The organism is Salinibacterium sp. PAMC 21357 (genome assembly GCF_000247645.1).
GTDB lineage: Bacteria > Actinomycetota > Actinomycetes > Actinomycetales > Microbacteriaceae > Rhodoglobus.
Map to the genome: position 1 here is coordinate 1 of NZ_AHWA01000004.1, position 19,476 is coordinate 19,476.

The window sequence follows — 19,476 nt, forward strand, 5'->3', positions numbered from 1 at the left end:
CTAGTTGGGTTGACGCTCGTACGGTTGTTTCGCACTGGAACCATTCCGACAATGTTTCCCCTTCTCATCTGGCTCAATTGGGAGCCACATGACTAGCAAGGTGCCTGCAACCCGGACCGTAACCGAGAAGAGCAAAGCCCAAATGGTGCCGAGCACTCAGGAGAACGTGACCGAAGAAATAGCAGTCAGCGCCAAGAACCTCTATAAGGTCTTCGGCCGCCGCCCGAAAGAAGCAGTCGAGCGACTCCAGCACGGGGCCTCTCGAGACGAGATCACAGAACTGGGCACTGCTGCCGTTATCGATGCAAGCTTCGATGTTCACAAGGGCGAGATCTTCGTCGTTATGGGCCTCTCCGGATCGGGCAAATCTACGCTCATCCGCATGCTCAACGGACTGTGGGAAACCACCTCCGGCTCAGTAACTGTTGGCGACGATGTCATCACCGGCATCGGCGCATCAAAACTTCGCGACGTTCGCCGTCGCCGCATCTCGATGGTGTTCCAGCACTTCGCGCTGTTCCCGCACCGCAGCGTTCTCGAGAATGCTGCTTACGCGCTCGAAGTGCAGGGCATCCCCCGCACCGAACGCCTCGCTCGTGCTCAAAAGGTCATTGACCTCGTCGGCCTCGAGGGTTGGGGCCACAAGATGCCCTCAGAACTTTCTGGTGGAATGCAGCAGCGCGTTGGCCTCGCCCGCGCCTTGGCCGCTGACACTGACGTTCTCCTCATGGACGAAGCGTTCAGCGCTCTCGACCCGCTGATTCGTCGCGAAATGCAAGAGCAGCTGCTTGAGCTTCAAACGGAACTCGGCAAGACGATCATCTTCATCACTCACGACCTCAACGAGGCTATGTTCCTTGGAGATCGCATTGCAGTAATGCGTGACGGCCGCATCGTTCAGATCGGTACACCAGAAGACATCCTCACTGACCCCGCCAATGACTATGTTGCGCAGTTCGTTCAGGATGTTGACCGCTCTCGTGTTCTCACGGCATCCAGCGTTATGGAGCCTGCCCGCGTCACCGCGTTCGCTGGTTCTGGACCGCGTGCTGCGTTGAAGACGATGCGCGATCTGCAAAGCTCGATGGCGTTCGTCATCGGCCGCGATCGCACCCTCAAGGGCATCGTTCGTGATGCTGAGGCAATGAAGCTCGTTCGCCGCGGTGAGACTGACCTCTCGTCGATCATTAGCGACGACTTCAACGTTGTGCAGGCTGACACGTCACTTTCGGAACTCTTCGTTCCCTCAGTCGAGAGCCCACTACCCCTAGCGGTTGTGGATGACCGCGGTCGCCTCATTGGCGCCGTGCCTCGAGTGACGCTTCTTGCCGCCCTCGGCAACGTCACCACCGATACTGGCGAGTTGCCCGTAATCGAACCGGCACTCACCGTGTCTACTGAATTGATCTCTGACGCGCTTGCTACGCCAGAAATCGCACCCGAAACGGAGGCCGCACGATGAACGACTTCCCTAGACTTCCCCTCGGCCAGTGGGTCGAAGACGGCATTGACTTCATTACCGAAACATTCGGTGGTTTCTTTGACGTAATCAAGTTCATCATCGCCTCAGTCGCCGACGGGATGAACTTCTTGTTCGCCTCGCCGCCATTCTGGGTGATGCTGATCATCTTCGCGGCAGTCGCCTTTGTGGCACGCGGTTGGGTATTCTCCCTCGGCACCACCGTCAGCTTCCTCCTGATCCTCAGCTTGAATCAGTGGGAAAACGCGATGGATACCCTCGCGTTGGTCTTGGTCGCTGCAGCAATTGCTGTGATAATCAGCGTTCCGCTCGGAATTCTGGCTGCGAAGTACCAACCGGTCTCCACAATCGTGAAGCCGATCCTGGACTTCCTGCAGACAATGCCCGCATTCGTCTACCTGATTCCGGCGCTGATCCTCTTCCGCATCGGTGACGTGCCCGGAATCGTGGCAACAGTGCTCTTCGCCCTCGCTCCCGGCGTGCGTCTTACTGAACTTGGTATCCGCGGTGTCGATAAAGAGGTTGTTGAAGCTGGACAGGCCTTCGGTTCTTCACCGAGTCGCATCCTCCGCCAGATTCAGCTTCCGCTGGCACTTCCGTCGATCATGGCTGGTATCAACCAGGTGATCATGCTCTCACTCTCGATGGTTGTTATCGCCTCGATGGTTGGCGCTGGTGGCCTCGGCCAGCCGGTTATCCAGAGCTTGAGCCGGGCGGATGTCTCGCTCGGGTTCGAAGCTGGACTCTCAGTCGTACTGTTGGCCATCTTCCTTGACCGACTCACGGCATCCTTCGGCTCCGGCAAGGGGTACTTCCGCTTCATCCTCGATTCGTTCAACTTTCGCGGCAAGTCCGACGGAACTGAGACGGCTGAGGCTGACAGCTCTGGCACGACTTCGGCAGCTGCCGATGCCGAGCCCGCAGAACTGACTCCTCCGGTTCGCTAATTTTCGGGCGCTCACCCGCGCTCGTTTTCCCGCACACAGAAAATCCTGTGTGCATCGACGTCAACATCGTCGACGCTTCAGCGTTGACAGAAAAGGACGACACAATGAAAAAGCAGACACGCGCTGCCATTGCAATTGGAGCGGCAACGCTCCTCGGTCTGTCGGCTTGCGCCGCAGGCGGAGACGACACCGCGGCAGGTGACGCTCCTGAAAACAAGGATCTCAGCATCGCCGTATTCAACGGCTGGCCCGAGGGCGAAGCAGTTTCGTACCTCTGGAAGGCAATCCTTGAAGAAAAGGGCTACAACGTAGAGCTCGAATACGCTGACGTTACCCCCATCTTCTCGGGCCTCAGCACCGGCGACTACGACATCGCGCTTGATGGATGGCTTCCCGTCACCCACGCAAGCCTGATGGAAGAATACGGTGAGACGATCACCGACCTCGGCGCTTGGAACACTGAAGCGGGACTGACCGTTGCAGTGAACGAAGATGCACCGATCGACTCGCTCGAAGAGCTCGCAGCTAACGCTGACGCCTTCGGCAACCGCATTGTCGGCATCGAGCCAGGCGCAGGCCTGACCGAGGCAGTCATGACGAAGACCATGCCAACCTATGGTCTCGAGGGCATGGAACTTCTCACGTCATCGACTCCCGCCATGCTTGCTGAACTTCAGGCAGCACTCGATAACGGCGAGAACATTGCCGTTACTCTCTGGCGTCCGCACTGGGCCTACGATGCATTCCCCATCAAGGACCTTGCTGACCCTGAGGGAACTCTCGGCGACGCAGAAGGAATTCACTCCTTCTCACGCGACACCTTGAGCGACGACATGCCAGAAATCACTGAGTGGATCTCTGACTTCAAGATGGACTCCGAGCTGCTCTACTCGCTCGAGAACGTCATGTACAACGAGTACGAAGGAACCGACTTCGAGCCCATCGTTGCAGACTGGATCGCAGCGAACCAGGACTACGTAGACGGCCTCACCAGCTAAAACTGTGTGAACCTACGGTGCTATTAGCACTGTGATCTACGAAAAAGGGGTCGCCTTCGGGCGGCCCCTTTTTTCGTGCGCGCTAGATCTGCTGGTGAACTTTCCGGGGTGCCCACTGCCGCTAAAGTCGAAGGATGCCTGAGAACCCCACCCCGGTCGTCGTGATTGCCCCAGACTCTTTCAAGGGAAGCCTCAGCGCTGCCGACGCCGCTGCCGCGCTCGAACGCGGTGCCCGAGAAATGCTTCCCGAAACAGCGACGGTGTTGACGTTTCCGATGGCCGATGGCGGAGAAGGTTCTCTAGATGCCGTGCTCGCCGCGTGGTTGCAACCGGCCCTGACACTATCGACGGTCGACGCAATCGGTCGTGAGCGCGACGCCTCCTACGGATTCGACCTCGACGGCCGCCGTGCGGTAATCGAAGCGGCACAGGCCAACGGTCTCCCCTACGTCTCCGAAGTACCTCTTCAGCCGCTTCGCGCCGACAGCTACGGCGTCGGTCTTATCGCTGCGAGTGTTATTGCTCGTGGCGCACGCGAGATTACCCTCTTTCTCGGCGGCTCAGCAAGCACCGACGGCGGCACGGGTCTGCTTCGCGCGCTCGGCGCACGCTTTCTCAACAGCGACGGTGTCGAGCTGGCCGCTGGTGGCGGTGAGCTAACTTCGCTCGCGACGATTGACCTCGATGGACTCATTGACGGCGCTCTGGAGACGACCTGGCGCGTCGCCGTCGACGTCACCAATCCGCTCACCGGAGAACACGGCGCCGCCACTGTATTCGGACCCCAGAAGGGAGCTTCGGCATCCGACATTACGCTGTTGGACGCCGGGCTGACCCGGCTTTCTGAGGTGCTGGCTGAGACCACCCACGCTTCTGAGCGCGGCTTTTCTGCTGCGGGAATCGCCTCGTTGCCTGGAATGGGAGCAGCCGGCGGCATAGCGGCAGGACTCGTCGCGCTGTTCGGAGCGAAGCTCGTTCCTGGCGCCCAGCTTGTCGCTGACGCGATTGGCCTCAGCGACGCCATCACGACGGCGGATGTCATTCTCACGGGCGAAGGTCGCCTCGACCACCAATCGCTCGATGGCAAAGTTATCGACTACCTGCGCGGCGCTAAGAGCCCCACCGCGTGGTTGGCCGTCGTTGCTGGCGTCAACCATCTCACTCCGGACGAGTCCGCTGCTGCGGGCATCGACTTGGCGCTACCGCTCGGCACGGGCATCCAAAGCCGCAAAGAGCTCTTTCAGTATGCCGGTCCCCTTCTCGAAGCTCGCGGTGCGCACGCTATCGCCGAATGGCTCGATCCCACGGATCTAGAAGCAGAATTCGATGATGATGAGGCTGAAGACGGCGCCTAGGCAGTCGCTTAACGTCGCGTCCCTACGAGTTCAACGAAGGCGACAGCGGCAAGAGCAGTTCAGCTATAGCGAGCGGCACTGCAGAATCGCTGAAATGCTGAAATGCCGTTCTAACGGCGTTTGGCGAACTGCAGCGGTGTTTCTGCGTAGCGCGCGAATACTGCGCGCTGCTCATCGCTGATGCGCTGTGGGCGTGAGGTTAGGGCGTCGACGAGCACCAGCGTGGTTGCCGCGCGAACGAACAGCTGCCGCGGCTCGACGCCGACAGGGGTGTAGATCTCGTAGCAAACTTCGAGGCTTGCTCCCCCAACGCGGCCGATCCACAGTTCAATGTCTATGGGCTCGCGCATGTACGGAATCGGGAGAAGATATTCGATTTCTTGACGCGCAATGAGCGTCATCGTTGGGCCGCCAGGGCGACCATCAAGCACAGCGGTGAGGGGCGCATCCACTCCCGCAGCGGGCCAGAATGCGTGAATGCGCGCCTCTTCGAGCAGGCGAAACACTTCGGCATTGTTGACGTGTTGGTACGCGTCGACATCTGACCAGCGCAGCGGGAGTGGTACGTGAAGTCTCATCCCTAGTCGCGAGTGAGCTTGCGGTAGGCGCTGCGGTGCGGCTTTGCGGCGTCTGGACCGAGTCGCTCGATCTTGTTCTCTTCGTAGGCGTCGAAGTTTCCTTCGAACCAGTGCCAGTAGCCCGGCTTCGCTTCCGTGCCTTCGTAGGCGAGGATGTGGGTCGCGATGCGGTCGAGGAACCACCTATCGTGAGTGATCACCACAGCACAGCCGGGGAATTCGAGAAGTGCGTTCTCGAGGCTTCCCAGAGTTTCCACGTCCAAGTCGTTAGTTGGTTCGTCAAGCAGCAACAGGTTTCCGCCCTGCTTGAGCGTGAGCGCGAGGTTCAAACGGTTGCGCTCACCACCGGAAAGCACGCCAGCCTTCTTCTGCTGGTCTGGTCCCTTGAATCCGAACTGCGAGACATAGCCACGCGAAGGGATCTCGGTCTTTCCGACTTGGATGTAGTCCTGGCCGTCAGAGACGACCTCCCACAGTGTCTTGTTGGGGTCAATTCCACCGCGGCTCTGGTCGACGTAGGAAATATCGACAGTCTCGCCGATTTTGAGATCTCCAGAATCGAGAGGCTCAAGACCAACGATGGTCTTGAACAGCGTGGTCTTACCGACACCGTTCGGGCCGATGACTCCCACAATTCCGTTACGGGGAAGCGTGAAGCTCAGTCCGTCGATCAGAATGCGCTCGTCGAAGCCCTTCTTGAGGTTCTTGGCGTCGATGACCTGCGCACCAAGGCGAGGCCCCATCGGGATGACAATTTCCTCGAAGTCCAGTTTTCTGGTCTTCTCCGCTTCGTTCGCCATTTCTTCGTAGCGTGCGAGTCGAGCTTTCGACTTAGTCTGGCGGCCCTTGGAGTTAGACCGCACCCACTCAAGTTCGCTCGAGAGACGCTTCGCGAGTTTGGCGTCTTTCTTGCCCTGCACCTGGAGACGTTCTTGCTTCTTCTCGAGGTAGGTGGAGTAGTTGCCCTCATAGGGATAGAGGTGACCGCGGTCGACTTCAGCAATCCATTCGGCGACGTGGTCGAGGAAGTACCTATCGTGGGTTACGGCCAGTACGGCGCCCGGGTACTTGGAGAGGTGCTGCTCGAGCCAGAGAACACTTTCGGCGTCAAGGTGGTTAGTGGGCTCATCGAGAAGCAACAGGTCGGGCTTCTGGAGAAGGAGCTTGGTGAGCGCAACACGGCGCTTTTCTCCACCGGAGAGTTTGTTGACGGGCCAGTCTCCCGGCGGCGTGCGCAGTGCATCCATAGCTTGCTCGAGCTGGGAATCGAGGTCCCACGCGTCAGCAGCGTCGATGTCTTCTTGCAGTGCGCCCATTTCGGCTAGCAAAGCATCGAAATCAGCGTCAGGTTCCGCCATTTCGAGGCCGATGGCCGCGTGACGGTCAACCTTTGCTTTGATCGGCCCGACGCCTTCTTGCACGTTTTCGAGAACCGTTTTTGTTTCGTCGAGCTCGGGCTCCTGCATGAGGATTCCCACGGAGTAACCGGGGCTCAGCCGGGCTTCACCGTTGCTGGGGGTGTCGAGACCCGCCATGATCTTGAGGATTGTGGACTTACCGGCACCGTTGGGACCAACCACACCGATCTTTGCGCCGGGGTAGAACGACATTGTGACGTCGTCAAGAATGAGCTTGTCGCCGACCGCTTTTCGCGCGCGCACCATGGAATAAATGAATTCGGCCATGGGACCATTCTACGGAGCGTTCAGGCTTGGGCGAACCCGTTTGAGGTACTACCAGTCGATTGGTCGGGTCTTTCCGACAAGGCAGCCACCGGTGCCGAGAAGCGGCTCGATGGACGACGCGTAATTGTCTGGCGCGAACTGGCCAAGAAGACACTCGCCCTTGATGCGCACCGAGACCACGATGGAGTCGGCGGCGAGACCAATCGCCGTCTCGTCTGAGGTAACTTCCATGTCTTGTTTCTCGAAGCCATTGGCGATGAGATTATCGACGATGGTTCTGCCATCGCCCCGCCCATTTGCTGCATGATAATCAGCATTGATCAGGTCGAAAAACTGCCGGTTTGCCGCTGCTGCTTCGCCGGGGCGCAAAATTGGGCCAGTGGGCGCAGCTTCGGGCTCTGGGGTAGCCGACGTCTCGGTTGTCGGCGCCGCCGTCGGCGCCTCAGGCGTTGATGCCACGCAGCCACTGAGCACGAGTACAGCCGCAAGGGTTAGTGCGATCGCTCCGCCGATTCGGTGAGCTGGTCGTACGCGCATTGCAATCCTTTCGCCGGCCTTGGGCAGTCAGGGCCGCGTCAAGTCTAGATTGCCTGCGCGTACGATCCGCTCAGAAAGGGGTAACCGTGGCAAGCTCGCTGTCTGCTGCCTCCTCCGCATCGACGTCTGCGCCCTCCCCGGATTCTGACTCGTCTGAGTCATTTGTCGACCCAAACTCGTCACGCGCGGAACTATCGCTGCCACCGTGTTGAGCTGCACCGGCGCTACCGCTTGTGGAGATCGTCCGCGAGAACTGCGCGGTGCCCCACATAAGATCATGACCGAGCGAGTCTGCTTCGATCTCGATGTTGGTCCCGCTGCGATCAGCGTTTTCCCACTCGCGAATACGCAGTCGCCCAGTGAGCACCACGCGATCGCCTTTACTCACCGAAGTGGCACTGTTAATCGCAAGCTGCCGAAACGACGTAATCGTGTACCAATTAGTTTCGCCGTCGATCCACCGCTGAGTACCTCGATCAAAACGGCGTTGAGTTGACGCGAGTCGAAACGACGTAATGGGCAAGCCTTCGCCCGTCACGATGTGTCGGGGAGTCGTTGCTACGAGCCCGGAAACGGTAATGCTGTCGGTCATGTCTGCTCCTTGATCTGGGCCGCACTGCACAGCGCGCGGCCGAATTGGGAGACAGATGCGGGCCGACACTCGTGCCGGGAAGCCGACCCGGCATCCGTCTGAGAGCAATGCTCGTCGGCCGCCACGGCAGAAGTCGGCGAGCGCAGCGATCTGTGGAAGCGGCGCTCGCCGATGGCCCGTTCAGGAGCAGTAGTTCGGCCACACAGACCTGAGGCCAGTCAGTGACTGAAACTGCCCTGCGCTACCTAGTGTTCGCGGAATTCCGGCCAAGCTGTGCCGGGCAGAAGGTTGGCATGCAGCGCAGACTTCGCAGCATCCAACGACGGGTAGACCGCTCGAAAATTTTCGTCTTTCAATAACTTGAAGGTGAAACCATCTGTTACCCGGTGGACCGAGCCAACCGCTCCGGCCTGAGTGAACGCCACCCAGGTTTGTCCGGTCAGAGTGTGATCAGTCATTTCCGAACCTCCTTCGACTTAGTTAAACGACGCCAATGTCGCTTATTAACGACCGTACGCCGCCTCGCTCCGAAGATAAAGACCTTCATTGCGAGACGGCGTACAGAGCGCGCGTCAGAGACCTACTTGATATAGCTCGAGAACGAGAACGAATCTTGTTGACCTTAGGCAATGCCACGGCCATGCAATAGCCCTGGCCGGGGTTCTTCGCGAAGAAGTCTTGGTGGTAGTCCTCGGCGTTGTAATAGTTGTCGAGAGGTTCAATGGTCGTCACGATGCCGCCATCCCAGTACTCGGATGCTCGATCACGCGCGGCCTCGAAGAGAGCCTTCTGCTCATCGTTCTCATAGAACATCGCTGAACGGTACGACGAACCAACATCGTTACCCTGCCGGTTCAACTGGCGTGGGTCGTGCAGGGTGAAGTACACGTCGAGAATTACCTCAGCGGGAATGACGGCGGGGTCGAAGGTGACCGCTACGGCTTCAGCGTGGCCCGTGGTTTCGGTGCACACCAGCTCATAGCTGGGGTTAGCAACGTGACCACCGGTGTAACCCGAAACGACATCGGTAACTCCGTTGAGGGTGCGGTAGACCGCGTCGAGGCACCAGAAACAGCCGCCTGCGAGATGAAATGTGTGCATAAGTTGAGCCTACTTTCTAGAGCCGGATGACTCATACAACACACACTTCCCGTGTGGTGTTCCCTCAGTCGCTGGGCATAGGCTGAACGAATGCCTTATGACGCCGAATCAACCAGATATGACACCACCGAATACCACCGCGTAGGCCACAGCGGGCTCAAACTGCCCGCAATCTCCTTAGGACTATGGAACAACTTTGGGTCCGATCGCCCTCGAGACACTCAGCGCGCAATCCTCCGCCGCGCCTTTGATTTGGGAATCACCCACTTCGACCTCGCCACAACTATGGGCCAGATATTGGCGCTGCCGAGCAGAACTTCGGGGAGATCTTCGCCGACGACTTTGAGCCGTACCGCGACGAAATTCTTGTCTCGACTAAGGCCGGCTACACCATGGGGCCTGGCCCCTATCAAGATGGCGGATCGCGCAAATACCTTCTGTCATCGCTCGATGCGAGCCTTGACCGCCTGGGACTCGAATACGTTGACGTGTTCTACCACCACCGTCCAGATACCGACACCCCTATCGAAGAGACGATGGGCGCTTTAGCAACCGCGGTGAACTCGGGCAAGGCGCTCTATGTGGGAGTTTCGAACTACAGCCCCGAGCAGACTCTCGCCGCTTCTGAAGCGCTTGCCGAGTACGGCATCCCGCTTACCATCCATCAGCCGCGCTACAACATGTTCGACCGCCACATTGAAAGCGGCCTCCTGCCAGTGCTTGATCAGGTCGGCGCCGGCAGCATCGTGTTCTCGCCGCTAGCTCAGGGGCTTCTGACCGATCGCTACATGGACGGAACCATCCCCACTGGGTCGCGCGCGGCAGAGGGTCGCTGGCTTCAGCCCGGCCCCATCAGCGACACCTACCTTCAGCGTGTTCGTGCACTCAACGAAATCGCGCAGAACCGTGGGCAGAGCCTCGCTCAGTTGGCGTTGACGTGGGTGCTGCGTCATCCGCAGGTCACGTCAGCACTGGTCGGTGCCAGCAGTGTGGCCCAGCTAGAGAACAACTTTGCCGCGCTTGAGGGCCCCACCCTAACCGAAGCGGAACTTGCGGCAATCGACGCGCTCGCGGTCGACGGAACCAGCCTGCGCTAAAGGAACTGGCTTGCGCTAAAGATAGCGAGCCAGACCTCGAAACCGGGTCTCACGTTAGTCACGCGAGACCCGGTTTTTTCATTAAAGCGCCGCGAGAAGCTCCCGGATCAGATGGTCGCAGCAGAATGTCAGTAGTCGAACATATATTCGAATTGCCCACATAAGCAGGCGCTATCTGAAGGAGCAGCCATGACGACCCTCGACTTTGCTGAAACCACACGCTCGATCACCTCGGGCATCGTCACCGTAGAACTCAACGACGACCTCTGGAGGATTACCCGCCCCGATGGCGAAGTTCTTGGCTATGTGCACCGCTGGCAGTCTGATGCCGGGGCACGCTTTCAAGCCAAACGGATGTTGCAGCGCCAGCGTCGTTTTCTCCCGCTAGGAGACTTCTGGTCTATCGACGACGCACTGGATATCTTTCGATTTTGATGGGACTCGCCTGTCGCTATGCGTCCCCGCTCACTAGCGGGGTTACAGTTCCAACATGATTCTTCAGTGGTGGAATGACCTCGTTGACTGGTTCAACTCCGATCAGGGTTCGGCGTTCATTACGGGCGCCCTCGTGCCCTTCCTCGCGATCATTGTTGGGGGAATCATCGTGGGATTGATAGCTCGCTCATCGCTGCGTCGCCTCATCGGCCAACAAGACCGCCAGGCAAAAGCTGCCGCCGTTGCCGCCCTCATCTCGTCAGGCCGTCGCGCAGCGACGTGGAGCACTCTCTCCGCTGGCGAAAAAGAGCATGTTGACCACCAGGCGAGCGAAGCCGAAGTTCGCGTGCGCCTCCTCCCCCTCAAGGGCGCCGATATCGCCGCCGACTGGGCAGCGCACAAGCTCGCCACGATGAAGAAGAACTCCGTCAACTACAGCTTCCAAGCCGAGCAAGACCTCGCCGAATTGCAAGAGGGACTCCTCGATTGGCAAGCCCGTCCCGGCCGCGCCAAGAAGCTCTTTGCTCAAGACCTCGCCAGCTGGAAATACGAGACAGGCGAAGCAGAAGACGAACTCGTCGTCAAGCAACAAGAGTGGGCTTCACGACAAGCTGCCGAAGAAGCAACATCAGCAGCATCCACGTCGAGCTCCAGCGCGGCCAGTTCTAGCGCCGCGACGCCAAGCACGTCAAATTCAGCGTCAGAAACCGCCCCCACCGTCGTCACCCCCGACCGCAACTAACAGCGCGCTCAGAGAGCGCGAACCACTCGACACGCAGCTGACGTTGGCGCTCGCGAGCTAGATTATTTCAAGAATCTGGTCCGTCAATGGCGACAATGCGCGCGGACCACGGACAAAACCTGTCTGACGTGATGACTTCGTCCTCTACTTGCTGAGGGGTGCCGTCGCACACCTCGATCGTGATGTTCGCGAACTCCAGCGATTGAGGATCAATATGCCAGGTCCAAGGCGCATTCACGCTCGGATCGTCACGCACCACAACGCCGCTCGGAATTGCCGCAAGACTCTCCCCCGCCAACAGTGCCTCGGCATGCGCAATAAGTTCGGGTGTCGCCAACTCGATTGTGAAACGCTCGCCGCCAGCAACTTCGAACGTCGCCACCGTCGGCTCAGGCCCAGAGATGCAGCCCGACAGCGTCACCGCCAATGCACAAGCAATAGCCGTCGCCGACAGCGCGGAGCGCACGATCATGACCGCGCTCAGTCGCTTTCAGCGAGTGCATCGTAATCGAACCGGGCAACCTCGTAGCTGCGCGTCAGCAGTTCTTCAAGGACAGTCAGATCGACATCCGCGAGCTTCTTCACATAAAGACAGCCCACAGCCAGTTCGTGCGTACCCAAGCGCTCTAACAGCTCGGGAAACTCCCGAAAATTGCGGGCGGTGTACAACGAAATCTTTGCTTTTCGGGTCGAAAACCCGATGGAGGCAGTATCGCCCTCACGGCCAGTCGCATAGCGATAGTGGCTTGACCCAAACCCGATGATTGACGGTCCCCACATCGCGGCGCTCTGGCCTGAGGCCCGTTCGAAGATGGTCAGCAGTGTTTCTGCTTCTTCGCGACGCCGTTCCGATTCCACAGCAGAAATAAAGTCCGAGACGCTCGACGCCGTGGGAGTGGTCTTGTTCGGCTGGTTTGTCATCGGCGACCCTTTCACTACGGTGCCCTCGGCAGGATTCGAACCTGCGACCAAGAGATTAGAAGGCTCCTGCTCTATCCCCTGAGCTACGAGGGCGGGGTATACACCTTAAACGATAGCGTGTTGCCGGCCCGCGAATATCCCCTCGGCCTGCCCTTCGAGGGTTGCTCAGGTCGACCTCTAGCTAGGATGAGCGGGTCGTTATATCTACAAGGGAGACGATGATGTCGTTTAACTCGCTGGAGCGCGTGACGAAGTGAGTCGGCTGACCCTTTCGCCTCGTGTGGTTGTGGACTCCCAGCGACGCGTGATCGTTGAACTTTCGCGCAACCGCCGTATCGCTTTTATTGTCATCTTCAGCGCAATTGCGCTCATCGGGGCTATTCCTGTGTTTGCGGCACAAGAGCCCGGGTTTCGCATGTTCATCGGCGCTGGTGTGCTGTTCATGGTGATCGGCATGTTTGTTGGACTCACGTGGACAAATTCCGCCCGCATGGGCAGGGTGCAACTCGATTCACGAGCACCCAGCCTTCGTTTTGCAGCCTCACCGGGCATGTTTGCCCTATTTCCCGTGCTGGCAGTAAGCGCGTTGATGCCAGCACTGGTCGTGGTCGGGTTCTCCTGGGCAGGACTGCCATCCACAATGGGGGATGGACTTGTGCGCTGGGGACCATTCGCTATCGCGATCCTCGCCCTGGCCTGGCTTGCTCAACTGGTGTGGTCTTTTCGACTCACACTCGGTCTCACACTTTCCGTCGACGGCCTGAGCGGTGTGCGCGGAGGCTCTCACCTCGCGTTCGACTGGGATGACATCTCAACTATCACCGCTGTCTCAGACCGTGGAGCAAAGCTGGCGATCACCACGACGTCGGGTTCCGCCGTCATTATTGAGCCGCGGTGGCTTGGTTCGGATCCCAACGAGGCTGCGGCAATCGCTAGCTATTTTCTTCAGCATCCGGAACAACGAAGCCTGCTCGGCGATCCGCTGGCGGCCATCGCACACGTCGAAAAAATCGCTGCGGGCTGATCACCAGATAACTCAGCAATCGGTTCGCGTCGGAGCCCATACAGCTTTCGCTAGCGCCACGAGCATCTGATTTACCGTCGGGGCACCCTGAGCCCGGAATACTTCATCGCCGTTGGCAGCAACGATAACGATGGTCGGCGTCGACACGATTCCTGCGCGCTCAGCTTCATCTGAGTGGCGGGCGACATCCAACTCTGCGTAGTCCACCTGCGTCACGAGCTTCGATACCTGATCGAGGGTGTCGCGGGCTGTCGCACAGGGGTCGCAAAATGCCGATGAAAAGAACAACACCGTTGGGCGCTTATCAGCGTTCACGGTGTTGCTCTTCGTCACGTCGGAGTGGTTCTTAGAGGTCGTTTCGCTCGTCAAGATCTTCCAGAGGTTCGCTGTCTGCTTTATCCCACGTGTAAGTCACGTGAACCTGCTCGCCGACCTGCTTGGCAACAGGGGCGTCATAACGCAGTTGGGTTTCTGACCCTTCGGCATCTGCCGCGATGAGAGTCACGTAATCATCCCACCCCTCTTCAGTTGCAATGCGCTTGTCGTTCTGGCCGTCGTAGGGGCCGTCGACGTAGAACACGATGTACTCGTCGCCGTGCGCGAGCGTGGGAGTTGATTCGGTCATGCCCTCAGTTTTATCAGACAAGAGTGAGCGAACGCTGGTGACACCGCATCAACGGTAGAATCGACTTATGGCATCTCACGCTGAATATCTCGTCTGGATCGACTGCGAAATGACGGGACTGGATGTCGCAATCGATGAACTCGTCGAAGTTGCGGTGGTCATCACCGATTATGACCTCGTTCCTGTCGATGAGGGAATGACGATCGTCATCAAACCGAGCGCCGCAGCACTCGAAAATATGGGCGAATTTGTGACCCAAATGCATACCTCCAGTGGCCTCATCGATGAGATGCCCCATGGGGTGTCGTTGGCAGACGCCGAGTTCGCCGTGAACGAGTACATCGTGCGCTACGTGCCGAATCCTCGCTCGGCACCACTGGCTGGCAACACGATCGGCACCGACCGAACTTTCTTGGCTAAATACATGCCTCGCGTCGACAGTCACCTTCATTACCGCAGCATTGATGTGTCGTCGATCAAAGAACTCTCCAAGCACTGGTTCCCACGGGTGTACTTCAACGCGCCAGCAAAAGATGGCGGACACCGCGCCCTTGCCGACATTTTGGAGTCCATCCGCGAGCTCGATTACTACCGCAAAGCAGTCTTCGTCGGCGAACCAGGACCGACTACCGATCAGGTCAAAATAATTTCTGCTGACGTAGTGGACGGATTCGCCTCTCGTCTGTAATACACTTGTAGAGTTGCTTATCGCCGAAGGGCGAGAACAGCCTTGGTGGGCGTAGCTCAGTTGGTAGAGCGCTGGCTTGTGGAGCCGGAAGTCGCGGGTTCGAGCCCCGTCGTTCACCCCAAGAAAACAGTGGCTTGGCACCCGTGATTTCACTCAGTGATCTCAACAAGTGCCAGGTCACTGTTTTATTTAACACGGCATCACTTCGCGTAACGCTGAATCGAATCTTCGCTCCAGCGTGGACTGGCAAGCTGTACTCATGGAGACTCTCGACGCAGAACAGTTCGAGGCGCTCGTAATCGATGAACTCGATGCGCTATCTGATGAGATTGTCGATGGCCTAGAGAATGTTGTGTTCGTAACTGAGGATCGCCCCGAAGACGGTTCACTCTCAGTCCTGGGGCTCTATGACGGCGTGGCGCTGACCGAGCGTGGTCAATACGGTTTCGGAGAGTTGCCCGACCGCATCATCCTGTTTCGTGAGCCGCTTCTCGCGATCTGCGAATCCCTTGATGAGCTGAAAGAGCAGATTCACGTGACTCTCGTTCACGAGATCGCGCACTACTACGGGATAAATGACGAGCAATTGCACGAACTCGGCTGGGCGTAGCCCACGTTGGGAGGTCTTCGAGCCACAACCGCGTAAGATTTCGTGAGTGTTCCGAACTTCTGGAGGATTAATGATTTCGAGCAAGCGCGCTAGTGCGTTGTTGATGGCACCCGCGGCACTGCTGATTCTTTCGGGGTGCGCCTTGATCGAACCCGCCGATACCAGCGAGCCACCAACGGCCATGCAAACGTGCGCTCTCGGTCACACCTGGCAACTCGATACTGTCGATCTTTCGGAGAAACTTCTTGTCGAGTTGCCCATTGATGGCGTTCCGGCAACAGCGGTAGAGCCCAGCGGTGGGCAGACCCTCGTGTGGGAAGAAACCGGCGCGGTCACCATTGATTCTGACTTGGAGTTCACGATTACCGCTGCTCCCGCCGCCGACCAGATTTATACGCTCACGCAGGCGTACAACGGCACAGTTCTTGGCAAAGCACTCATTAACGTGGATGTCGCAATCCCCCGCAATTGGGATGTGACTGACTACGAAGTCGAAACGTCGGCAGCGTTGAATGATGAGCCTTTAGAGGCTGTCCCCTACGTGATTCCGCGCAGCGATTTCGATGACAAACTCGGGCTGATTATTACGTGCGAGGCAGACATAATGACGATCAACCCGCGCGGAACTGACTTCATTCAGCGTTGGACAAAATCCAGCTAGCTGCCGCTGTTCCGTCGAGAATTTCGTCGACGAGTGCTTTTGGGTTTTCGCGGGCGATGAATCGAAGCTCTTGGCGAGCCCAGCGCTCCCAGTAGGGTGCATAAGCGTCTCCGTCGCGTTCGAGAGCTCGTTTCTTGCGAGTCACATCATCGAGCTCGACCCACATTGTGTGATCGGCTAGCGGCGCCGACGCGCGGCTAACCGCGCCAACGCCCTCGATGACGATCGGGCGATCACCGTCGAGTTCATGCCACGCTCCAGCCTCGTTCGTTTCCCAATTCCATTCCTGCCACTGCAACGTGCTCAGAATGTTGGGCACCATCGCACTTGCAGCATCGAGTCCATCCCACCCGGGGTAAAAGTCGTCAAGTTTCACCAGTTGCACTTCGGGCCACTTCGCAGCTATGGCGCGCCCCAACTCGGTCTTTCCCGAGCCGGATCGGCCGTCGATGAGGCACCTCCAGCGCGGGCTGGGGGCGCTGAGAGCGTCTGCGTTATCCAACAATGGGGTTCCAACTTCCGGTCAGCACAGCGACCACGGTAGCGGTGACGCCGATCACGACGCCTACGACCAGAGTCAACCACTCGGCGGTTCCCCAACGAGATTCGCGCGCCCACGTTCGCGGGGTATCCCCACCGAATCCTCGTGCCTCCATGGCAATGGATAGTTTGCTCCCGCGCCGAATCGAGAGCACGAGAAGCGCAAAACCCTGCCCGGCAATTCGGCGGATGCGACCGCGATCAGCCACACCACGCGCGCGTCGCGCCAGCTCGAGCGAACGCCAGTCATCCAGAAATAGGCCAACCATGCGCACCGCTGCTAACGCCCCGAGCACAAAACGGTCGGGAAGCCGAAGGCGCTGTGCGAGCCCATCAGCAAAGTCAGTGGGGTCGATCGAGATGAACAGAACAACGGCAGGGAGGCCGATCGCAAGCACTCGCAGGAAGGTCGCGAGAGCAAGCTCAATGGACCCATCACTGATCCGGATGAGGAGAAATTGAAAATACACCTCACCGTCGTAGCGGCCGTACAGCAGAATCGTGAGTGCGGTGAGCGGTGCCGCCACCCACACCGGCAGCGTGCGCAGCCAGAAACGTTTGGGCTCAATACCCATGAACGCGATGACCACCAGTTCGAGCACAAGCGCGGTGGTCGCTGATACCCAGTCGATCGTCGCGATCAGAAATACGCTCACCAACAGCCCTGCGCCAAGTTTGGCTACAGGATTAACCGAGGCGATGGGGATCATGCGAGCACGACCGTTGAGTCGGCGAGAGCGGCAACGAACTCTTGATCGTGACTCACGGCGATCACGCTGCCGCCGTCATCCACGAGTTTCGCGAGAAGAATCACCAACTCGCTCCAGGTGCGCGAATCTTGGCCGAACGTCGGTTCGTCAAGAACCAGCACTTGTGGCCGAGTTGCGAGCGCCGTCGCGACGCTCAGTCGGCGCTTCTCGCCACCCGAGAGGGTGAAGGGGTTGGCGTTGGCCAGGTGCTCAAGCCGCAACCGTGTGAGCAATTCGTCGACGCGAGCATCCATTTCGGTCTCGGGCAGTGAGAGGGCCCGCGGTCCGACCTCAAGCTCGGCGCGCACAGTGCTGGTGAGCAGCTGGTGTTCCGGGTCTTGAAAGACAGTGCCGATGCGGGTGAGTAGTTCGCGAGATTTCCAGCGAATCGGATGCTCGCCCGCGCCCGCCGCAAGTGCAGGGGCGGCCACTACAGCACCGCCGACCGGGGGCAACAGCCCGCCAAGCGTGAGGGCGAGCGTCGACTTGCCCGAACCGTTTGGGCCGGTGATAGCGATGGCGCGGCTGCTGACAATGCCGAGATCGCTTGGCGCCGCAACGGCGCGTTTGGCGCGCCCGACAAACAGGTCTTGAGTGGTTATTAGCGTCTGCTGCGCAGCCCGCTGCGATCGCACCGGTCGCGCCGGCGGAAACTCGGGAACCCAGACGCCGCGAGCCGCGAGCTCTTCTCCTTGACGAGAAAGAACGTCAGTTGGCGAACCGTCGGCAATGGCTCCGCCGCCGGCCGCGAGAACAACAACACGATCAACTACATCGCTCCACACAGACACGCGATGCTCGACCACGACGATGGTAGCGCCGGTGGATTCTGCAACCCGGATTACGGCATCCCGAACTTCAACGACCCCCTCCGGGTCGAGGTTGGCGGTCGGTTCATCGAGCACAATGAGCCCCGGTTGCATCGCTAAGACCCCGGCAAGGGCCAGCCGCTGCTTCTGGCCGCCAGAAAGGGCGCTGGTGTTGCGATCAAGGGCAACATCAAGGCCAACCTGTTCGAGGCTGTGCCGCACTCGTCGCCAAATCTCATCGCGGGGCACACCAAGGTTTTCGCAGCCGAAAGCGACGTCGTCGCCAACGCGCTCCAAGATAACTTGACTATCGGGGTCTTGGATCACGAGCCCGGTGCGGCCGCGGTGGGCTGTCGGATGCTCACCGTCAACCAGCAGGGAGCCTTCTGACTCTCCCTCATCGTCACCGACAACACCGGCAAGAGCATGCAGGAGGGTAGATTTTCCTGCGCCCGATTCACCAAGAATCAAAACCCGTTCACCGGGCGCAATGCGCAAATCTAGGCCGCGCACCGCCCAAGCCAACCTGCTGGAGTGGCGCCACCCCCATCCTTCGACGGTGACGCCAGCAGGCCTGATGGGGCTCAGACTCGCTTCGCAATCTCGCGACCGGCGCCAAAACGGTTGAGCGCCCCGGTAGCGGCGAGGCCACGAGTGGCTAGCCAGGAGAGCACCCCCGCGATCAACATTCCGCCGATGACGGCCGCGATCGTGTAGATCACGATGAACGGGAGCGCCGAACCGGGGTACCACAGCACAAGGTCAGTGATCGCCATTGCGAGGCCGGCGCCTGCGCCAGCAACAACAGCACCGCTGACCCGCCAGTTAGCGTAAAGGAAAGCCGCGAAGACAATCTCGGCGCCAAGACCCTGAGTGAAACCGCTGACGAGAGTCAACGCACCCCACTGGTTGCCGATGAGTGCGGAGACTGAGGCCGCAACCATCTCGCCATAAATCGCCGCGCCAGGCTTGCGAATAACGAGCGCCGTGAGAACGCCGGCGAAGAGCCAAAATCCACCGCCAAGCGCTTGCAGTCCCGGCAGCAACGCTTGCAGCGGCGCGGTGACCGGAGACGAGGCGATATTCCAGACGACGAAAATCAGTCCGCTCGCGACGCCGATGACACTGGCAACGACGATGTCGATGACCCGCCACTGAAAACGCGATCGAGGCGGTGTGGACGTGGATGTGGACGTGGAGCTATATGGGGATGTTGTGGTCACTTTCGTGCCTTTCACTAGTGAATGGCACGGGTTTCAAGAGTGTCTGCTCCCTGCGCTGGCATGATCCAGATCAGGTTCG

General features: G+C 59.1%; 24 protein-coding genes, 2 tRNA genes and 1 pseudogene. 12 read left to right on the forward strand and 15 right to left on the reverse strand.

Annotated features, from left to right (window positions below; genetic code table 11):
• The first annotated feature begins 142 nt into the window (after window positions 1-142).
• From ON14_RS03230 to ON14_RS03245, 4 genes are all read left to right on the forward strand, one after another.
• Window positions 143-1,462, forward strand: a complete 1,320-nt coding sequence (locus ON14_RS03230; protein ID WP_050992997.1) for a quaternary amine ABC transporter ATP-binding protein — start codon at window positions 143-145, stop codon at window positions 1,460-1,462.
• Window positions 1,459-2,427: an ABC transporter permease gene (locus tag ON14_RS03235; RefSeq protein ID WP_010203132.1), complete on the forward strand. Its 969-nt coding sequence runs from the start codon at window positions 1,459-1,461 to the stop codon at window positions 2,425-2,427. The genes ON14_RS03230 and ON14_RS03235 overlap by 4 nt, the downstream gene beginning before the upstream one ends.
• 47 nt (window positions 2,428-2,474) lie before the next feature.
• Window positions 2,475-3,425, forward strand: coding sequence for a glycine betaine ABC transporter substrate-binding protein (locus ON14_RS03240; protein ID WP_010203133.1), 951 nt, complete (start codon window positions 2,475-2,477; stop codon window positions 3,423-3,425).
• Window positions 3,426-3,559: 134 nt separating this feature from the next.
• Complete coding sequence (locus ON14_RS03245) at window positions 3,560-4,780, forward strand: glycerate kinase (RefSeq protein ID WP_010203134.1); 1,221 nt, start codon at window positions 3,560-3,562, stop codon at window positions 4,778-4,780.
• Between the two features lie 110 nt (window positions 4,781-4,890).
• On the opposite strand, the gene ON14_RS03250 is transcribed toward ON14_RS03245, so the two are convergent.
• From ON14_RS03250 to msrA, 6 genes are all read right to left on the reverse strand, one after another.
• A complete protein-coding gene (locus ON14_RS03250; protein ID WP_010203135.1) occupies window positions 4,891-5,358 on the reverse strand; it encodes an acyl-CoA thioesterase in 468 nt (155 codons plus the stop codon).
• Window positions 5,359-5,360: 2 nt separating this feature from the next.
• Window positions 5,361-7,043 carry an energy-dependent translational throttle protein EttA gene (gene ettA / locus ON14_RS03255; protein WP_010203136.1) on the reverse strand — a complete coding sequence of 561 codons (1,683 nt, stop codon included), beginning with the start codon at window positions 7,041-7,043 and terminating at the stop codon, window positions 5,361-5,363.
• Window positions 7,044-7,091: 48 nt separating this feature from the next.
• A complete protein-coding gene (locus ON14_RS03260) occupies window positions 7,092-7,580 on the reverse strand; it encodes a DUF6993 domain-containing protein (RefSeq protein ID WP_010203137.1) in 489 nt (162 codons plus the stop codon).
• Window positions 7,581-7,650: 70 nt separating this feature from the next.
• Window positions 7,651-8,172, reverse strand: a complete 522-nt coding sequence (locus ON14_RS03265; protein WP_010203138.1) for a single-stranded DNA-binding protein — start codon at window positions 8,170-8,172, stop codon at window positions 7,651-7,653.
• Window positions 8,173-8,417: 245 nt separating this feature from the next.
• Window positions 8,418-8,630 (reverse strand): hypothetical protein, encoded by a 213-nt coding sequence (locus tag ON14_RS03270; protein ID WP_010203139.1) that lies wholly within the window; start codon window positions 8,628-8,630, stop codon window positions 8,418-8,420.
• Between the two features lie 85 nt (window positions 8,631-8,715).
• Complete coding sequence (gene msrA / locus ON14_RS03275) at window positions 8,716-9,273, reverse strand: peptide-methionine (S)-S-oxide reductase MsrA (RefSeq protein WP_010203140.1); 558 nt, start codon at window positions 9,271-9,273, stop codon at window positions 8,716-8,718.
• Window positions 9,274-9,363: 90 nt separating this feature from the next.
• On the opposite strand from msrA, the pseudogene ON14_RS03280 reads away from it, so the two are divergent.
• The 3 genes and pseudogenes from ON14_RS03280 (at window position 9,364) to ON14_RS03290 (ending at window position 11,547) form a co-directional block, all read left to right on the forward strand.
• Window positions 9,364-10,370, forward strand: a pseudogene (locus tag ON14_RS03280) (aldo/keto reductase).
• A gap of 189 nt (window positions 10,371-10,559) precedes the next feature.
• Entirely contained in the window at window positions 10,560-10,805 is a 246-nt protein-coding gene (locus ON14_RS03285) for a hypothetical protein (protein ID WP_010203143.1), read from the forward strand.
• Between the two features lie 55 nt (window positions 10,806-10,860).
• Window positions 10,861-11,547 (forward strand): hypothetical protein, encoded by a 687-nt coding sequence (locus ON14_RS03290; RefSeq protein WP_010203144.1) that lies wholly within the window; start codon window positions 10,861-10,863, stop codon window positions 11,545-11,547.
• 67 nt (window positions 11,548-11,614) lie between these two features.
• On the opposite strand, the gene ON14_RS03295 is transcribed toward ON14_RS03290, so the two are convergent.
• The 3 genes from ON14_RS03295 to ON14_RS03305 form a co-directional block, all read right to left on the reverse strand.
• Complete coding sequence (locus ON14_RS03295; RefSeq protein ID WP_010203146.1) at window positions 11,615-12,019, reverse strand: BP74-related protein; 405 nt, start codon at window positions 12,017-12,019, stop codon at window positions 11,615-11,617.
• Between the two features lie 8 nt (window positions 12,020-12,027).
• Window positions 12,028-12,468 carry a DUF1801 domain-containing protein gene (locus tag ON14_RS03300; RefSeq protein WP_010203147.1) on the reverse strand — a complete coding sequence of 147 codons (441 nt, stop codon included), beginning with the start codon at window positions 12,466-12,468 and terminating at the stop codon, window positions 12,028-12,030.
• 20 nt (window positions 12,469-12,488) lie between these two features.
• A tRNA-Arg gene (locus ON14_RS03305) sits at window positions 12,489-12,561 on the reverse strand.
• A gap of 193 nt (window positions 12,562-12,754) precedes the next feature.
• On the opposite strand from ON14_RS03305, the gene ON14_RS03310 reads away from it, so the two are divergent.
• Window positions 12,755-13,492: a hypothetical protein gene (locus ON14_RS03310; RefSeq protein WP_158000067.1), complete on the forward strand. Its 738-nt coding sequence runs from the start codon at window positions 12,755-12,757 to the stop codon at window positions 13,490-13,492.
• 12 nt (window positions 13,493-13,504) lie between these two features.
• Here the strand turns inward: ON14_RS03310 and ON14_RS03315 are convergent, their stop codons facing one another.
• The gene (locus ON14_RS03315; protein ID WP_010203150.1) at window positions 13,505-13,825 is read right to left on the reverse strand and encodes a thioredoxin family protein; all 321 of its coding nucleotides are present in this window, start codon (window positions 13,823-13,825) and stop codon (window positions 13,505-13,507) included.
• A 13-nt stretch (window positions 13,826-13,838) separates the two neighbouring features.
• Window positions 13,839-14,117 carry a hypothetical protein gene (locus ON14_RS03320; protein WP_010203151.1) on the reverse strand — a complete coding sequence of 93 codons (279 nt, stop codon included), beginning with the start codon at window positions 14,115-14,117 and terminating at the stop codon, window positions 13,839-13,841.
• Window positions 14,118-14,184: 67 nt separating this feature from the next.
• Between ON14_RS03320 and orn the strand changes: the two genes are divergently transcribed.
• The 4 genes from orn to ON14_RS03340 all read left to right on the forward strand — a co-directional run bounded on the left by orn (window position 14,185) and on the right by ON14_RS03340 (window position 16,076).
• Window positions 14,185-14,805, forward strand: a complete 621-nt coding sequence (gene orn / locus ON14_RS03325) for an oligoribonuclease (RefSeq protein ID WP_010203152.1) — start codon at window positions 14,185-14,187, stop codon at window positions 14,803-14,805.
• A 45-nt stretch (window positions 14,806-14,850) separates the two neighbouring features.
• Window positions 14,851-14,926, forward strand: a tRNA-His gene (locus ON14_RS03330).
• A 138-nt stretch (window positions 14,927-15,064) separates the two neighbouring features.
• Window positions 15,065-15,415, forward strand: coding sequence for a metallopeptidase family protein (locus ON14_RS03335; protein ID WP_010203153.1), 351 nt, complete (start codon window positions 15,065-15,067; stop codon window positions 15,413-15,415).
• Between the two features lie 70 nt (window positions 15,416-15,485).
• Window positions 15,486-16,076 (forward strand): hypothetical protein, encoded by a 591-nt coding sequence (locus ON14_RS03340; RefSeq protein ID WP_010203154.1) that lies wholly within the window; start codon window positions 15,486-15,488, stop codon window positions 16,074-16,076.
• Here the strand turns inward: ON14_RS03340 and ON14_RS03345 are convergent.
• The 4 genes from ON14_RS03345 to ON14_RS03360 form a co-directional block, all read right to left on the reverse strand.
• The gene (locus tag ON14_RS03345; protein ID WP_010203155.1) at window positions 16,048-16,578 is read right to left on the reverse strand and encodes a hypothetical protein; all 531 of its coding nucleotides are present in this window, start codon (window positions 16,576-16,578) and stop codon (window positions 16,048-16,050) included. The two genes, ON14_RS03340 and ON14_RS03345, sit on opposite strands and share 29 nt — an antisense overlap.
• Entirely contained in the window at window positions 16,571-17,326 is a 756-nt protein-coding gene (locus tag ON14_RS03350) for an energy-coupling factor transporter transmembrane component T family protein (protein ID WP_010203157.1), read from the reverse strand. The genes ON14_RS03345 and ON14_RS03350 overlap by 8 nt, the downstream gene beginning before the upstream one ends.
• On the reverse strand, window positions 17,323-18,687 hold the full coding sequence (locus ON14_RS03355; RefSeq protein ID WP_010203158.1) for an ATP-binding cassette domain-containing protein: 1,365 nt from the start codon (window positions 18,685-18,687) through the stop codon (window positions 17,323-17,325). Before ON14_RS03355 ends, ON14_RS03350 begins: the two co-directional genes overlap by 4 nt.
• Window positions 18,688-18,758: 71 nt before the next feature.
• Entirely contained in the window at window positions 18,759-19,397 is a 639-nt protein-coding gene (locus tag ON14_RS03360) for an ECF transporter S component (RefSeq protein ID WP_010203162.1), read from the reverse strand.
• Window positions 19,398-19,476: the final 79 nt, after the last annotated feature.

Bases quoted from the DNA above. Each gene is read 5' to 3' on its own strand.
- msrA (WP_010203140.1), bottom strand. From the start codon at position 9,273: ATGCACACATTTCATCTCGCAGGCGGCTGTTTCTGGTGCCTCGACGCG.
- ON14_RS03265 (WP_010203138.1), bottom strand. From the start codon at position 8,172: ATGACCGACAGCATTACCGTTTCCGGGCTCGTAGCAACGACTCCCCGA.
- ON14_RS03295 (WP_010203146.1), bottom strand. From the start codon at position 12,019: ATGATCGTGCGCTCCGCGCTGTCGGCGACGGCTATTGCTTGTGCATTG.
- ON14_RS03335 (WP_010203153.1), top strand. From the start codon at position 15,065: ATGGAGACTCTCGACGCAGAACAGTTCGAGGCGCTCGTAATCGATGAA.
- ON14_RS03300 (WP_010203147.1), bottom strand. From the start codon at position 12,468: ATGACAAACCAGCCGAACAAGACCACTCCCACGGCGTCGAGCGTCTCG.
- ettA (WP_010203136.1), bottom strand. From the start codon at position 7,043: ATGGCCGAATTCATTTATTCCATGGTGCGCGCGCGAAAAGCGGTCGGC.
- ON14_RS03260 (WP_010203137.1), bottom strand. From the start codon at position 7,580: ATGCGCGTACGACCAGCTCACCGAATCGGCGGAGCGATCGCACTAACC.
- orn (WP_010203152.1), top strand. From the start codon at position 14,185: ATGGCATCTCACGCTGAATATCTCGTCTGGATCGACTGCGAAATGACG.
- ON14_RS03230 (WP_050992997.1), top strand. From the start codon at position 143: ATGGTGCCGAGCACTCAGGAGAACGTGACCGAAGAAATAGCAGTCAGC.
- ON14_RS03350 (WP_010203157.1), bottom strand. From the start codon at position 17,326: ATGATCCCCATCGCCTCGGTTAATCCTGTAGCCAAACTTGGCGCAGGG.
- ON14_RS03285 (WP_010203143.1), top strand. From the start codon at position 10,560: ATGACGACCCTCGACTTTGCTGAAACCACACGCTCGATCACCTCGGGC.
- ON14_RS03235 (WP_010203132.1), top strand. From the start codon at position 1,459: ATGAACGACTTCCCTAGACTTCCCCTCGGCCAGTGGGTCGAAGACGGC.
- ON14_RS03250 (WP_010203135.1), bottom strand. From the start codon at position 5,358: ATGAGACTTCACGTACCACTCCCGCTGCGCTGGTCAGATGTCGACGCG.
- ON14_RS03290 (WP_010203144.1), top strand. From the start codon at position 10,861: ATGATTCTTCAGTGGTGGAATGACCTCGTTGACTGGTTCAACTCCGAT.
- ON14_RS03270 (WP_010203139.1), bottom strand. From the start codon at position 8,630: ATGACTGATCACACTCTGACCGGACAAACCTGGGTGGCGTTCACTCAG.
- ON14_RS03320 (WP_010203151.1), bottom strand. From the start codon at position 14,117: ATGACCGAATCAACTCCCACGCTCGCGCACGGCGACGAGTACATCGTG.
- ON14_RS03340 (WP_010203154.1), top strand. From the start codon at position 15,486: ATGATTTCGAGCAAGCGCGCTAGTGCGTTGTTGATGGCACCCGCGGCA.
- ON14_RS03245 (WP_010203134.1), top strand. From the start codon at position 3,560: ATGCCTGAGAACCCCACCCCGGTCGTCGTGATTGCCCCAGACTCTTTC.